The organism is Viridibacillus arenosi, assembly GCF_001955655.1.
GTDB lineage: Bacteria > Bacillota > Bacilli > Bacillales_A > Planococcaceae > Viridibacillus > Viridibacillus arenosi.
Map to the genome: position 1 here is coordinate 201,210 of NZ_MSPW01000005.1, position 13,138 is coordinate 214,347.

Annotated in this window: 16 protein-coding genes; 4 read left to right on the top strand and 12 right to left on the bottom strand. The window is 34.7% G+C overall.

The window, feature by feature from the left end; all coding sequences use genetic code 11:
- Positions 1 to 196 precede the first annotated feature (196 nt).
- The 4 genes from BK137_RS11840 (at position 197) to BK137_RS11855 (ending at position 2,683) form a co-directional block, all read left to right on the top strand.
- Positions 197 to 1,114, top strand: a complete 918-nt coding sequence (locus BK137_RS11840; RefSeq protein WP_038186457.1) for a S8 family peptidase — start codon at positions 197 to 199, stop codon at positions 1,112 to 1,114.
- An 11-nt stretch (positions 1,115 to 1,125) separates the two neighbouring features.
- Positions 1,126 to 1,284 (top strand): YvrJ family protein, encoded by a 159-nt coding sequence (locus tag BK137_RS11845; RefSeq protein WP_038186458.1) that lies wholly within the window; start codon positions 1,126 to 1,128, stop codon positions 1,282 to 1,284.
- A gap of 454 nt (positions 1,285 to 1,738) precedes the next feature.
- Complete coding sequence (locus BK137_RS11850; RefSeq protein WP_051448746.1) at positions 1,739 to 2,329, top strand: sigma factor-like helix-turn-helix DNA-binding protein; 591 nt, start codon at positions 1,739 to 1,741, stop codon at positions 2,327 to 2,329.
- Between the two features lie 135 nt (positions 2,330 to 2,464).
- On the top strand, positions 2,465 to 2,683 hold the full coding sequence (locus tag BK137_RS11855; protein ID WP_038186460.1) for a helix-turn-helix domain-containing protein: 219 nt from the start codon (positions 2,465 to 2,467) through the stop codon (positions 2,681 to 2,683).
- Positions 2,684 to 3,041: 358 nt separating this feature from the next.
- Here the strand turns inward: BK137_RS11855 and BK137_RS11860 are convergent, their stop codons facing one another.
- The 12 genes from BK137_RS11860 to BK137_RS11915 form a co-directional block, all read right to left on the bottom strand.
- Positions 3,042 to 3,377 (bottom strand): zinc ribbon domain-containing protein YjdM, encoded by a 336-nt coding sequence (locus BK137_RS11860; RefSeq protein WP_038186611.1) that lies wholly within the window; start codon positions 3,375 to 3,377, stop codon positions 3,042 to 3,044.
- A 314-nt stretch (positions 3,378 to 3,691) separates the two neighbouring features.
- A complete protein-coding gene (locus BK137_RS11865; RefSeq protein WP_038186462.1) occupies positions 3,692 to 4,384 on the bottom strand; it encodes a YjjG family noncanonical pyrimidine nucleotidase in 693 nt (230 codons plus the stop codon).
- Positions 4,381 to 4,842 (bottom strand): DMT family transporter, encoded by a 462-nt coding sequence (locus tag BK137_RS11870; protein WP_038186463.1) that lies wholly within the window; start codon positions 4,840 to 4,842, stop codon positions 4,381 to 4,383. The genes BK137_RS11865 and BK137_RS11870 overlap by 4 nt, the downstream gene beginning before the upstream one ends.
- Before the next feature lie 26 nt (positions 4,843 to 4,868).
- Complete coding sequence (locus tag BK137_RS11875; RefSeq protein ID WP_038186465.1) at positions 4,869 to 5,567, bottom strand: Crp/Fnr family transcriptional regulator; 699 nt, start codon at positions 5,565 to 5,567, stop codon at positions 4,869 to 4,871.
- Positions 5,568 to 5,616: 49 nt separating this feature from the next.
- Positions 5,617 to 6,042 carry a DMT family transporter gene (locus BK137_RS11880; protein WP_038186467.1) on the bottom strand — a complete coding sequence of 142 codons (426 nt, stop codon included), beginning with the start codon at positions 6,040 to 6,042 and terminating at the stop codon, positions 5,617 to 5,619.
- 176 nt (positions 6,043 to 6,218) lie between these two features.
- Positions 6,219 to 7,130, bottom strand: a complete 912-nt coding sequence (locus BK137_RS11885; protein WP_051448747.1) for a DMT family transporter — start codon at positions 7,128 to 7,130, stop codon at positions 6,219 to 6,221.
- Between the two features lie 225 nt (positions 7,131 to 7,355).
- On the bottom strand, positions 7,356 to 8,519 hold the full coding sequence (locus BK137_RS11890; RefSeq protein ID WP_038186469.1) for an iron-containing alcohol dehydrogenase: 1,164 nt from the start codon (positions 8,517 to 8,519) through the stop codon (positions 7,356 to 7,358).
- Between the two features lie 311 nt (positions 8,520 to 8,830).
- Complete coding sequence (locus BK137_RS11895; protein ID WP_038186471.1) at positions 8,831 to 9,697, bottom strand: SDR family oxidoreductase; 867 nt, start codon at positions 9,695 to 9,697, stop codon at positions 8,831 to 8,833.
- A 247-nt stretch (positions 9,698 to 9,944) separates the two neighbouring features.
- A complete protein-coding gene (locus tag BK137_RS11900; RefSeq protein WP_038186473.1) occupies positions 9,945 to 10,511 on the bottom strand; it encodes an NADPH-dependent FMN reductase in 567 nt (188 codons plus the stop codon).
- A 12-nt stretch (positions 10,512 to 10,523) separates the two neighbouring features.
- Complete coding sequence (locus tag BK137_RS11905) at positions 10,524 to 11,582, bottom strand: LLM class flavin-dependent oxidoreductase (protein ID WP_038186475.1); 1,059 nt, start codon at positions 11,580 to 11,582, stop codon at positions 10,524 to 10,526.
- 15 nt (positions 11,583 to 11,597) lie between these two features.
- Entirely contained in the window at positions 11,598 to 12,539 is a 942-nt protein-coding gene (locus tag BK137_RS11910; RefSeq protein ID WP_038186478.1) for a ring-cleaving dioxygenase, read from the bottom strand.
- Positions 12,540 to 12,589: 50 nt separating this feature from the next.
- Positions 12,590 to 13,033: a MarR family winged helix-turn-helix transcriptional regulator gene (locus BK137_RS11915; protein ID WP_038186480.1), complete on the bottom strand. Its 444-nt coding sequence runs from the start codon at positions 13,031 to 13,033 to the stop codon at positions 12,590 to 12,592.
- Between the last annotated feature and the right edge of the window lie 105 nt (positions 13,034 to 13,138).

Here is a 13,138-nt window from a genome sequence, read left to right on the forward strand (position 1 = left end):
ATTGATTAACTATTTTGATAATTTATTCTAAATATCTCTTTATAGAATATAACGGATTATAAAGGAGGAATTCAAAGGGACAAATTAAACATTGCCTAGGTAATATTGGCGGAGACATTGCTTTATTCATTATGATTGGCCAAACGTCGGGTGCATTTCTTTTGTACAAAAAACTAATATGAAAAGGATGGATAATATGCCGAAAATCGAATTAGGTAAATACAAAATTTTATCATTTTATAGTGATTTAGAGGTTGTTCCTCCTGGAGTAGATCTCATCAAAGCGAGAGAAGTTTGGACAGAGGCTTCCGAAGGTAGTGGAGTCGTTGTAGCCATTTTGGATACGGGTATTGCCACACATCACCCTGATTTAACAGACGCCATTATCGGTGGATATAATTTTACAGATGATGATAATGGTGAGCCAAGCATCTTTGAAGATCATAATGGCCATGGTACACACGTTGCTGGAATTATAGGAGCTAGAAATAATGGAGTGGGTGTTATAGGTGTAGCACCTAAATGTAACTTACTCATCCTAAAAGTGTTAGATAAAAGAGGGGCTGGTTCTTATGATCAATTAATCGAAGCTTTGGATTATGCAATGAAGTGGACAGGTCCTAATGGCGAGAAAGTAAGCGTGATTAATATGTCGCTAGGAGGTCCTACACATACAAATGAATTATATAAAACGATAAAAAATGTATATGATGCAGGTATTATTATCGTTGCTGCAGCTGGCAACGGCGGTGATGGTGATTCTGAAACATACGAAATTTCATATCCTGCTTTTTATGAAGAAACACTTTCGATAGGGTCTGTAAATAACGATTTAGTCCCTTCTGTCTTTTCTCATACTAATCTAAACCTAAAATTCATGGCACCTGGTGAAGATGTTTTATCGACTCATTTAAATGGGCAATATGTGAAATTAACCGGGACTTCAATGGCAGCTCCACATGCTTCTGGTTCAGTTGCACTAGTTTTAAATCTCGTACAAAAATATGATCAAATGCTACTCCCATCACAAATTGAAAGATATTTTAGTAGTCATTCGAGAAAAATAGATTTCCCTATCAGCCAAGTGGGTAATGGCTTTATCCAATTAAAATAGGAGGGGTTAGTATGGGAACCGATGCGGATTGGGTTTATTTAATCTCAAATTTTGGATTTCCAATTGTAATGACAATATACCTTTTAATACGTTTTGAAAAAAAACTAGAACGATTAACAGTTGGATTAGACTATCTCCGTGAAGTAATTGTTCAGAAGAAAAAAGGGTGAATTAAACAATCGAATCTCTTGTCTTAACTAATCTGGCCATGATTATGGAAAGGGTCATAATATATGAAAACAACATCGACGAATACTAGAAAATTCATAATGTAGAGGTGCAAAATAGATAAATTATGACCCTTTCATTGTAATTTAGTAGTTAAAATTTACTAATTATAAATTTTCTTATAAAAAGCGGGAAGTCCCATTACAAAAAAACGTTATTTATTTTTAATAATGATATGTGTTTTTTACCAAAAATGATAAAAAAGATACATTTTCATTTCAAATATGTGTGTTATCGTTAAAATTAACATAATTACTAAATTAACCCATAAACTAGTAATATAAGCGATAATTCAAACACCACTTTTGCTCCCTTAAAAATTCTAAAATTCATAATACTATTTCTCGATCAATTTGTTTTATATTTCTCTTTCACATGAAAGGAGGAGTGTAGCTGATGACAGTTAGAGAAGAAGAATTTTTCAAGAAATATGATGCTATGATGAAACAACCTATTATGAAAGAATTCTTAAAAAGTGGTGATAATCAACATATTTTTCATAAGGCAATCAATGACATGGATAAAGAAAGTATCGAACAACTAAATGCATCCTTTCGCAGATACTATAAAAACATTATTCTTATTTCTTATATCTCAAAAACCATCCACTTTTCTGCAATTGAATTTGATAAAAAATTACGTAGCTATTATAAAAAAAACCTTCCTATTCCCGGTGTAACTGAAGAATCCATCACCCAGGAAAAACACCTATTAATGGACCTTCTAATGTCGACGGATGAAGATACGACTTTTATCAACTTTCAACGAAAACAAAAAAACATTAGTGACTATATTGCTAATGCTCATCTAAACTCTAAGATGAAATTGCTATCAAATAAGCAATTACGTATTTTGGAATTAATCTACATTCATAATTTTAATAACAAACAAATCGCAAAAATATTAAACGAATCAGAACAAACTATTTCATATAACCATCAAGCTGCTTTAAAAAAATTAAGAAATGCATGTAAACAGAAAAAATAAAATGAGGAATTACTTGTTCAATTCACGTTTGTTATAGTGATAATCTACTTAAAATCGCAATCATTTTTCACGTAAAATATTATGTTTTGTTCTTATACCCTTTATTTAGATTTCAGAAAGAAATGGGGAAACATGATGGAAAACCAAATCTTGCATGAAGTAGAAAACAAAGACCTAGAACGCATACTAGAAATCTTTAGACCTGCTATTAAGAAAAGTTTGATTAACACTCGTATGCAAGAGCGAGAAGATTTGGAACAAGAGATCAGTATGAAAATCCTAGAGAAATTAAGTTATTTGCAAGAAATAAGAACACCGGATTTTTTTGAGTTTATCGAATATCATGTAGATTAATTTGATATGAGCTGATTCTATAGTTTCATAATCATAAGCGTCCCTCTTTACGAAATGCTCATGATTTGGTTCTAGTAAAGAATCCGCAAGATCATTTTGGTAAGCCCAAAATTTAAAAATAAGAGGGAACGTGTCCATATTGCTGATAAGTCTTCCTACAATTGAGTTAAAGATGGATAATCTCCGAAAAAGGCAACGAACAAAGGACGAGTTATGTTGGTGCTAATATGTAGTGGGCACTTATCATGGCTATGCCTGCATTTGTTGTCTTTTATAATAATTTAACTTAGTGAAATAAAAAAGAACTCATTTTGATAAATTACTTCTCAAAATGAATTCTCCTATAAGCAATCTGATATTAAATCTTTTTAACGAATTCCGATTTTAATTTCATTGCTCCAAAACCATCAATTTTACAATCAATATTATGATCGCCTTCAACTAAGCGAATGCTCTTTACTTTTGTCCCTATTTTCAAAACAGAAGAGCTACCTTTTACTTTAAGGTCTTTAATAACCGTAACCGAATCACCATCGTTTAATACGTTCCCATTAGCATCCTTGATGACTTTTGTATGTTCACTCTCTTCAGATTCTAAAGTCCATTCATGCGCACATTCTGGGCAGACAAAAAGACTTCCATCCTCGTAAGTGTATTCTGATTTACATTTCGGGCAGTTTGGTAAATCTAACATCGTGTTTTTTCCTCCGTTCATTTCGGTCCATTTTCCCCTAAAAATATTTATAGTGCTCCGTATAAATAGCTATTACGAGCTGGACATACTAAAATTATATAAGTTGTTGCTTGCATGCTTATATACTGTCATAGTCCTTTCAGATTTACAAGCATTCCTTCAATTCCCGTTTTCACCAAAATGAATTATCATTTATTCTCTCCTCTATAATTCTTTTATATCCCCATTTTTATGCAAATAAAAAACGCCCGATTTTCCAGCTTTAAGGCTGCATTTTCGAACGTACTAATAACAATAATTTTATTACTATTTTTTTATTTACTATTTAGTATTTGATATAACTCACCAAGCTTTTGAATATGATACGTTGGCATAATTTTAGTGTTATTTGACTTCATATGCGGATTAAACCAACATGTATCAATGTTTGCTAGCTGTCCACCTTTAATATCTGAACTTAGAGAATCTCCGATAATTAAAGTATCCTCTGCCAAGAAGTTAGGAATTCTTGCAAAGACGTAATCAAAGTATTCCTTCATCGGCTTTTGAAAACCTGTATCTTCTGAAACAAAAATATCTTTAAATAGCGTATGTAATCCTGAAGCTCGTAGACGTTTGTCCTGTGTTTTGGAAATACCATTTGTCACTATATATAAATTATATTTGTCTTGTAGGCCTATGATTAATTCCAAGGCACCCTCTATAAGCTGATGTCCCTCTTCTAAATGAATTCGATAATTTCTTTCTAATAAGGTTCCATCAACTTCCTTACCATATTCTTTGAATAGAAGAGAAAAGCGCGTATTTACTACCTCATCACGACCAATTTCACCCTTTTCAAAAGCACTCCAAAGGCCTTGATTAATTTCCTTATATCGCTCTTCTATCTCTTTCGTTAAAGGTAAGTTTTGATCTTTAAAAAGTAAGTATAATGCCTCTTTCTCCGCTGCTCCGAAGTCTAATAACGTATCATCTACATCAAATAATAATGTCTGATATTTTTTCAAAGTTGCTCCCCCACTTCTGCTGTTCTACCACCAAATTTATAGACAATTATACCACCAGCTATGACTAGTACACCTAGTAACTGCCGGAATGTAAAAGGAACTTGCTCTAAACCAAACCACCCTAGTGAATCCCATAATAATGCAAAACTAAGTTGTGATGTCAGTACAATTGAAATGGCGTACGTCGGACCAAGCAATTTGATTCCATTCAAAATGCAAATAACGACGCCGACACCTATTAATCCGCTGAACCAATACCATAGCTGCATATTATGTAAATTAAATACGTTTCCACCTTCAACAATTAGTCCCATCGTTAGTGAAGCTAAAAATCCCATTCCTAACACTAATGTCGTTGAAGCCCAAGAACCTGTATGTTCATTCACTTTGCTATTAAAAATATTTTGCAAGCCAACTAATGCACCTGCCACAAGCGCTAATATTAATCCTACAATCATCATCACTACTCCCATCTATATTTGATTCATTCATAAATATTGTGATTGGCAAGGGTGCTTAATGCTTCACGATTTGTCACGATAATTGACTCCTTAGTACGTTCAATTAGCCCTTCTGCGCATAATTGCTGGATTACTCGATTGAGATGTCTATAACTCGTTCCGATTAAATCCGCTACATCTCCTAAACGATTTGTACTTAGTCCTCCATCATATTGTGCATCAGAATCATAAAAAGAAATGGACAATAGATAACTAGCTAATCTCACTTCTACTGGATATAGCAAATTAAAGCTTAAAAAGTTGGATTTTATATGGAATTTTCTTGTGATGGTATCAAGTAAAAATCGTAGTAATGGCGTATATTCACTCCCATATTTTTTTAGCCATTGATAATGAATACCAATCATAACAACAGGAGAAACAGCTTCAACTGTATTAATAATATCTACATCTTGAACGTATTCAATATCACCAATTAGATAAAGTGGGGTCTTAAAAGAGAGTATTAATTTTCTACCTTCCGAGGAGCTTGTAAAAATTTTGATTTTCCCTTTTACAAGTATATAAAGGTATTGCGACGAATCTCCCTGTGAACAAATATCTTCCCCCTGGTCGAAGCTATACAAGGATAAATGCTCTATTAAAGATTTATTAAAAATGGACTCTAATTGATACTCTTTTAAATAGTAATTAAGTTGCTCACGATTATCTAATTTCTTCATGAATCGATTCCACCTCCTATATTTCCACCTTAGTCATTCTAAACGTTTCTCAGAAACCTAAAATAATTACTCCCACTACCATCATTCCAATACCGATAAATTGTGGTAACTTCATCTGTTGCTTTCCCACACCAAACCAACCTTTAATATCAATAACAAAAGTCAAACCAAGCTGGGCAATGAGCACTACTGATATAGTTAGCGTAACACCAATTCGATGAATCGCCGAAATATTACTAAAGATAATTATGGCGGCAAAGGCTCCACCAACCAAATAGTAAGGTTTTACTTTCTTGAACATTTGCAAGCTGCCATCTCGGACAAAAAGGAAGATCAACAAAGCCATGACAAATCCCGTTAATTGCGTTATTGTCGCAGTTTGCCAAATGCCAATATCTTGGCTAATTCGTGCATTAGCTACCCCTTGTAGCGTAATAAAAGCCCCGCCTAAAAATGCAAAGAGAACTCCGCGCATACTTCACTCCCCCTATTTAAATTGTTCTCTCTATTAAAAAACACATGCACTAATTTTGGGAAGGACATATGTCCCTAAAACGTTTGATTATTTAATTCCATATAAAAACCTCAAAAAGGGATTACTAAGTATCCACAATTTGAGGCAATGTTTACTATATTAATTAAAACCACACTTTATAAATGCTTATGCTCTACACGCCGCACAAAAGAAAATCCTGCTTCAGGACGATTTATTAAATAAATACTTATTAATATCAATACTAATCCTAACAATAAAGAATATGTAAATGGTTCATTTAGGAACAGCGTACCAATGACAACTGCAATTAAAGGTACTAAGAATGTAAAAGAAGCTACTTTGCTTGATTCACCAGAACTCATTAAATAGAAATAAGCTGCCGTTGCACCTGGGACTGCGATAACCGTTCCAAATAATAAACAACTAATATAACTAATATTCCATGTTATATCTGAAATTTGTTCTGTTGCTATACCCCCCATACTTAAGATTGTTCCACCAATAATACTTTGAATTGCGACGAGCCATAGTCCATGTACTTGTGAACTTGTTTTTTTTACATAAACAACACCAACTGCCCATCCAATACCTGTAATAAGCGCTAACATGATACCAAATAATGATACATTACCTGTAAAACCATCCAACGATACTGCAGCTACGCCTAAGAAACCTATAACAAGCCCCACTACTTTAATGGCAGATAATGATTCGTTTAGCCACATCCAAGCTAAAATTGGTACTAACACTGGTTGTAAATAAACAATAACGGAATATAAACCTGATGGTAAATATTGTAGACCAACTGTTTGTACACCATTAAATATAACGGTATTCAACAAACCAACTATCACATAAACTTTCCAATTCCTCTTCCATTCGATTTTGCGCCATTGTGGTAATAATATTCCGGCTAATAGAATACCACCAAATAATGTGCGCATTCCTGCATATAACAAAGGCGGTGTATAATTAAGAGCCATTTTGTATATCGGCCAACACATTCCCCAAGCGATGACCACAAATGTGATTAATAAAGCGGTTTTTGCACGTGATTCTCTCTGCATCCCTGTATCTCCTTTGATTTTAACAATGTTCCAAATATATTTACCTGATTTTTTAGAATCATCTATCTATTATTTTGGTATCCATTATTATATCTTAAGATAGTATTCTTCGTAAGTAAGGTTAAAAATATTTTATCCATTCATCTATTATTCGAAGAAATAAAAAAGAGCCATTGAGAGATAATTCCCTCAATGGCTCAATATATAAAATCTAATTTTCTATCATTACAATGATGCGCTATAAATATCCATTACATCTTCTTTATTCAGTTTTGTAAAATTACCGAATTCACCATAAATCATCGCTTTGTCAGCCATAACTTCTAGCTTGCTATCATCAATATCATAATCAGCTAGTCGTGATGGGGCGCCGATGCTGTTCCAGAATTCGCGAAGTTTTTGAATACCTTCTAATCCCGCTTCTTCATCAGTTTTCCCTTCAGGATCAACACCAAATACTCTTACAGCTAACTGTTTAAAGCGTGCTGGTTTGACTTTTAAATTGTGTTCCATCCAATGAGGGAATAGAATCGCAAGTCCACCACCATGAGGAATATCATAAACTGCAGAAACAGCATGCTCAAGATTATGAGATGCCCAATCTCCACGGTAGCCCATATTTAAAATACCATTTAATGCCATAGTACCGTTATATAAAATCGTAGAACGATACTCATAATTTTCAAGGTCATTTAACAGCTTTGGTGCAGTCTCGATAACAGTTAACAGTAATGATTCACACATACGATCTTGGAAAAGAGTGTTTTCTTCAAGATGGAAATAATGTTCTAACACATGCGACATCATATCTACCATTCCGTAAATCGTTTGATCTCTAGGAACAGTATACGTATTAACTGGATCTAAAATTGAAAATTGTGGGAATGTGACAGTACTTCCCCAACCATATTTTTCGTTTGTTTCCCAATTCGTAATAACAGAACCAGCGTTCATTTCAGATCCTGTTGCAGCAAGAGTTAAAACCGTTCCGAATGGAAGTGCTTCTGTTGCAAATGCTTTTTTAACTACTAAATCCCATGCATCACCGTCATATTTTGCACCTGCAGCAATAAGCTTCGTACAATCAATTACACTTCCGCCACCAACTGCTAAAATGAAGTCAATGTTCTCAGCTTTACAAATCTCAATTCCTTTTCTAGCTGTTGAAAGCCGAGGGTTTGGTTCTACTCCAGATAGCTCAAAAACCTCTACGCCAATTTCATTTAACATATTCATTACATTGTCATATAGGCCATTACGCTTAATGCTTCCGCCACCATAAACAACTAATACCTTTTTACCAAATTTCGGCACCTCAGTTTTTAACTGCTCTAACTGTCCTTGTCCAAAAATTAGTTTCGTAGGATTCCAAAAAGTGAAATTTTGCAAAATAAAAAACCTCCTTATTCTTCCTTCATTATATATTTTATTTCTAAAAACTAACAATCATTTGATTACATGCTAAACAAACACTTTTCAATAATTTATATGTATAAAAGATTCTTTAAATCCTCACAAAAAACCCAACTTCTGTTAGGAATACAATTAAAATTAACTGATTGCTATCCATAAAAAGTTGGGGTTTAATTGGGAAAAACGGCTGCACCATGCTCTCCTATTATCATGATTTTTTAACTTAAAATTAATATATTCATTTATAGCTTCCTGAGAAAATCATTTTTAAAACCACATATTAATACTTAAGATGACATGACCATACCACCGTTCACATGAATACATTGCCCTGTGATATAAGCTCCTTCATCTGCAGCTAATAAAACATATGCTCCCGCAAGATCGGCTGGTTGACCAGGACGACTCAGTGGAGTGTCTATGCCGAATTCTGCAACTCTCTCCTCATCAAATGATGCTGGAATAAGAGGCGTCCAAATGGGTCCTGGGGCTACCATATTTACACGAATCGATTTGTTGGCGAGATTCTGCGCTAAACTACGAGTAAAACCAACAATGGCACCTTTTGTAGCTGTATAATCCATGAGCGTTGGATTGCCTACGTAAGGATTAACCGAAGCCGTATTAATAATAGAATTCCCCTGTTTTAAGTGTGGTACTGCAAACTTACTCATATAAAATACGGAGTAAATATTGGAGCGAAACGTTTTGTCCCATTGTTCTGCAGTTATATCCTCAATATTTTCAGCAGTATATTGTATTGCTGCATTATTAACGAGAATATCAAGTTGCCCAAATTCACTTACAGTTGTATCAACCAGTTCTTTACACTTTTCTTCATCTGTAACATCTCCAGGAAGTAAGAGACAGCGAACACCTTCTGCTTCTACTAGTTTCTTTGTATCCTTTGCATTACTATCTTCATCAAAGTAGTTAATGGCTACATGTGCCCCTTCTTTTGCATAGGCAATAGCAATTGCACGCCCAATTCCGCTATCTCCCCCCGTTATTAAAGCAATGCGGTCTTTTAATTTACCACTTCCAATATAATTAGTCGGTTGTACTGGTAGAGGGTTCATTTGTGATTCTATTCCCGGTTGCTTCTGCTGTGTTTGCCCCGGTTGCCCATCTGTTTGGCTTTCATAAATATTCAATGAAATCTCCTCCTTAATTTTTTAATATACTATTTCTCTACCCTAGGAACTTACCTGTTAAACGAGGTAACCTAAGAGTTCAATCGGATATCAATAAACTTTATGGAGGCGAATTTTTTTACATTACAAATGAAAATTCTCTTTTAAAAAAAGAAATCCCATATAAAACACTTAATGTTTTATATGGAATATTAGAAAATTTATTATTTTATTTAAAGTACTTTAGTGTAATATACAATTAACTTTATTAAAAATCGTATTCTGCATCTTTTGCTTTACGAATTTCCGCGTATGCATCTGCAAGCTGTACTGTGTCATCTACTAAACGCTCTATACGAAAAAGTACATCATCATTCACAATTTCTTTTCTATGAAAATCTTTTTCCTCTATAAATACATATGTTTGGACGATATGTGCTTTCATATACGCTAATATTGGTTTTAACTGCTGCTCCAACATTAAGTAATGCTTTGCAGTGCCCGCTGTTACAAGCATACTTACCACTTTATCTCGGAAAGCATTAACTGGTAGTAAGTCAAAAATGTTTTTTAATGTAGCTGGGATAGACGCTTGGAATGTCGGTGTACCAATAATAATTGTATCTGCCGCCATTATTGTTTCCGTTACATATTTTGTATCTCCTTCGTAGTCCCAATAATTTCGCCCATCACTAAAGACCATTTCATATTCAGCAAGATCTACTAATGTTACTTCTGCATCCGGATATTTTTCTCTTGCTATTTTAAGTGTATGGTCCATAGCTGTTCTTGTTTTTGACCCTACATTGGAGCCTGCGATGCCTACAATTTTCATCATATACACTCCTTATTTTTTCGCTGTATATTTCTTAACGGCAGGTAATATTTCCGTTGCAATAAGTTCAATGTTCTTCGCAATTTTATCGAATGGTACGCCACCAAAATCTATTTGTGCCATAAAACGCTGTTGCCCAAACAATTCATATTGATAGAGCATTTTTTCAATAATTTGTTGTGGGCTACCAATCATTAATGCGTCACGATAATCAGTCGATTGCGCAAATTGTTGTTTTGGATAGCCACCACCACGTAAAGCAAGCATGCCTGAATTAGCGTGTGGATAGTACTCACGAAGTGCATCCTGAGTAGTTTCGGCTGTGTAGAAAAGACTTGTTGTCGCAATTGGTAACGCCGCAGGATCAAAGCCACTGCGCTCTGCTGCTTCTCGATATGCATCAACAGAAACTTTAAAATTTTTAGCAGGACCACCAAGTGTTGTCAGCATCATCGGTACACCAGCATACCCAGCTTTAATTGCACTAGCAGGTGGTCCACCTACTGCACGCCAAATCGGCATATGTCCACCCTCGGGTTGAGGTAAAATGGAAGCACTTTTTAGCGGTGCACGGAACTGTCCTTCCCACGTTACTTTATCCTCATTGTTTAACTTCAATAGAAGCTCCATTTTTTCTTCAAATAATTCTTCGTAATCGCGTACATCATATCCAAGTAAACTATATGCTCCAACACGTGAACCACGACCAGCAACAATTTCTGCTCGACCTTTAGAAATTAAATCTAGTGTGGCAAAATCTTCATATACACGTACAGGATCAGAAGTACTTAATACCGTTGCAGAACTAGCAATTTTAATGTTTTTTGTTGCTTGAGCAATCGCACCTAAAATAACCGTATGTGCTTGTGTGGTAAAATACTGTTGATGACTTTCACCAACTGCAAATACATCAAGTCCCGCTTCATCAGCTAATTTACTTGCTTCAATCAATTCATGAATACGCTGTTCAGCACTTATCAAAGTACCTGTATGAGGGTTCATTAAATGATCCCCAATCGAATATAAACCAAATTCAATCCCTTTATCTTTATCAATACGATATTGTTCCATTTTCATTCGCTCCTTTTAATCAAGTGGCACTAACTTTGCTTCTATTTCTGAACGTTTTTCTTCTAAAAAAGGTGGTAAATCTAATTTTCCTCCGAGCTCTTCTACCGTCGAATCTGCAGTGAAACCAGGACCATCTGTCGCAATTTCAATTAAAATCCCATTTGATTCGCGGAAGTATAAGCTTTGGAAATAGAAACGATTTACAATCCCTGTTGAGTGGAAGCCTCGTTCTTTTATGACTTCATCCCAATAGCGCAACTCATTTTCGTCCTTTGCACGTATCGCTAGATGATGAATACTCCCTCGCCCTGGTTTTTCACTTGGTCCTTCCTGTTGTTTAATAACAATCTCTCCAAATGACTGTCCTGCCTTAGATTGAAATATTGCTTCTTTTTCAGAACGCGATACTTCCACGTAACCAAACATATCCTTTAAAGTTTTCGCTAAACGTTCTAAGTACCGTACCGTTATTTCTACTGTACCCATCCCTAAAATTCGATGCTTTGGCTCGACGATAGAATCTTGCCATTCTGACCATTTTTCAGGAACTTCTTCGCCATCATTATTGATTAGAATCATTCGTAAGCCTTCAAAGTCTTCGAAATGTAACGCATCTCTGCCGGCATAACTTGTAATTTCTCCATGCTTTACATCCAATAGCTCAAAGCGTCTTTGCCAATACTCAAGACTTTCAAATGAAGGTACAAGTAAACCAATTTGTGTGATTGCATTTGTACCGCGGACTGTTCTTCCTGCAATAGGCATTTCAAAGAACGATAACTCTGTTCCAGCACTACCTGTTAAATCTCCATAAAAAAGATGATACATGCTGGGGTCATCCTGATTAACTGTTTTCTTCACTCTACGTAGCCCTAATACTTTTTGATAAAATTGATTATTTAATTGAGCATTTTTTGTAATCATCGAAATATGATGATGTCCAGAAATTGTATGCAAAGTTGTTCCTCCTCTTAACTTGACTAGTCAAATGATGATGTAAAAAAAAATTACTCAGGCGGTAATTCTCTTTTTTGACTATATTTATGAACACGAGTCATTAATTCATATAGAGTTTTTTGTTCTTCTTCGTTTAGTACATCATCAAAAAATGAAGTTTGAAATGCTAGTTGCTCTGGCATTGCTTGATCTAAAATAGCTTCTGCTTTCGCAGTCAGGTTAATTGTTTTCGTTTTCCAATCTTGTTTACGTACAATGTAATTTTCTTTTTCAAGGCGTGCTAGCATACGCGAAATACCACCTTGCGTAACTGTTACCTTCTCAGCTAATTCACTTTGTGTAAGGGGCTGATATATACGAATTTGCATTAGTACATCAAATTGAGCAGTTGTTAAATCAAAACGTTTTAAAAAGTCATTCGACAATTGATTACTTTGATTCGTAAAACGCATTAAACGCAGCCAGATTAATGACCCCATTGTATTATTACGCATATGTTTTCCTCCGAATCGTTGTTCTTGTTATCACTTTACTACGCAAGTGATAAAATATCAAGTAATTGAACTTATCATTTGATTGACTTTAGTTGTTAAAAAAGG

Bases quoted from the DNA above. Each gene is read 5' to 3' on its own strand.
- BK137_RS11840 (WP_038186457.1), top strand. From the start codon at position 197: ATGCCGAAAATCGAATTAGGTAAATACAAAATTTTATCATTTTATAGT.
- BK137_RS11845 (WP_038186458.1), top strand. From the start codon at position 1,126: ATGGGAACCGATGCGGATTGGGTTTATTTAATCTCAAATTTTGGATTT.
- BK137_RS11850 (WP_051448746.1), top strand. From the start codon at position 1,739: ATGACAGTTAGAGAAGAAGAATTTTTCAAGAAATATGATGCTATGATG.
- BK137_RS11855 (WP_038186460.1), top strand. From the start codon at position 2,465: ATGGAAAACCAAATCTTGCATGAAGTAGAAAACAAAGACCTAGAACGC.
- BK137_RS11860 (WP_038186611.1), bottom strand. From the start codon at position 3,377: ATGTTAGATTTACCAAACTGCCCGAAATGTAAATCAGAATACACTTAC.
- BK137_RS11870 (WP_038186463.1), bottom strand. From the start codon at position 4,842: ATGATTGTAGGATTAATATTAGCGCTTGTGGCAGGTGCATTAGTTGGC.
- BK137_RS11875 (WP_038186465.1), bottom strand. From the start codon at position 5,567: ATGAAGAAATTAGATAATCGTGAGCAACTTAATTACTATTTAAAAGAG.
- BK137_RS11880 (WP_038186467.1), bottom strand. From the start codon at position 6,042: ATGCGCGGAGTTCTCTTTGCATTTTTAGGCGGGGCTTTTATTACGCTA.
- BK137_RS11885 (WP_051448747.1), bottom strand. From the start codon at position 7,130: ATGCAGAGAGAATCACGTGCAAAAACCGCTTTATTAATCACATTTGTG.
- BK137_RS11900 (WP_038186473.1), bottom strand. From the start codon at position 10,511: ATGAAAATTGTAGGCATCGCAGGCTCCAATGTAGGGTCAAAAACAAGA.
- BK137_RS11905 (WP_038186475.1), bottom strand. From the start codon at position 11,582: ATGGAACAATATCGTATTGATAAAGATAAAGGGATTGAATTTGGTTTA.
- BK137_RS11915 (WP_038186480.1), bottom strand. From the start codon at position 13,033: ATGCGTAATAATACAATGGGGTCATTAATCTGGCTGCGTTTAATGCGT.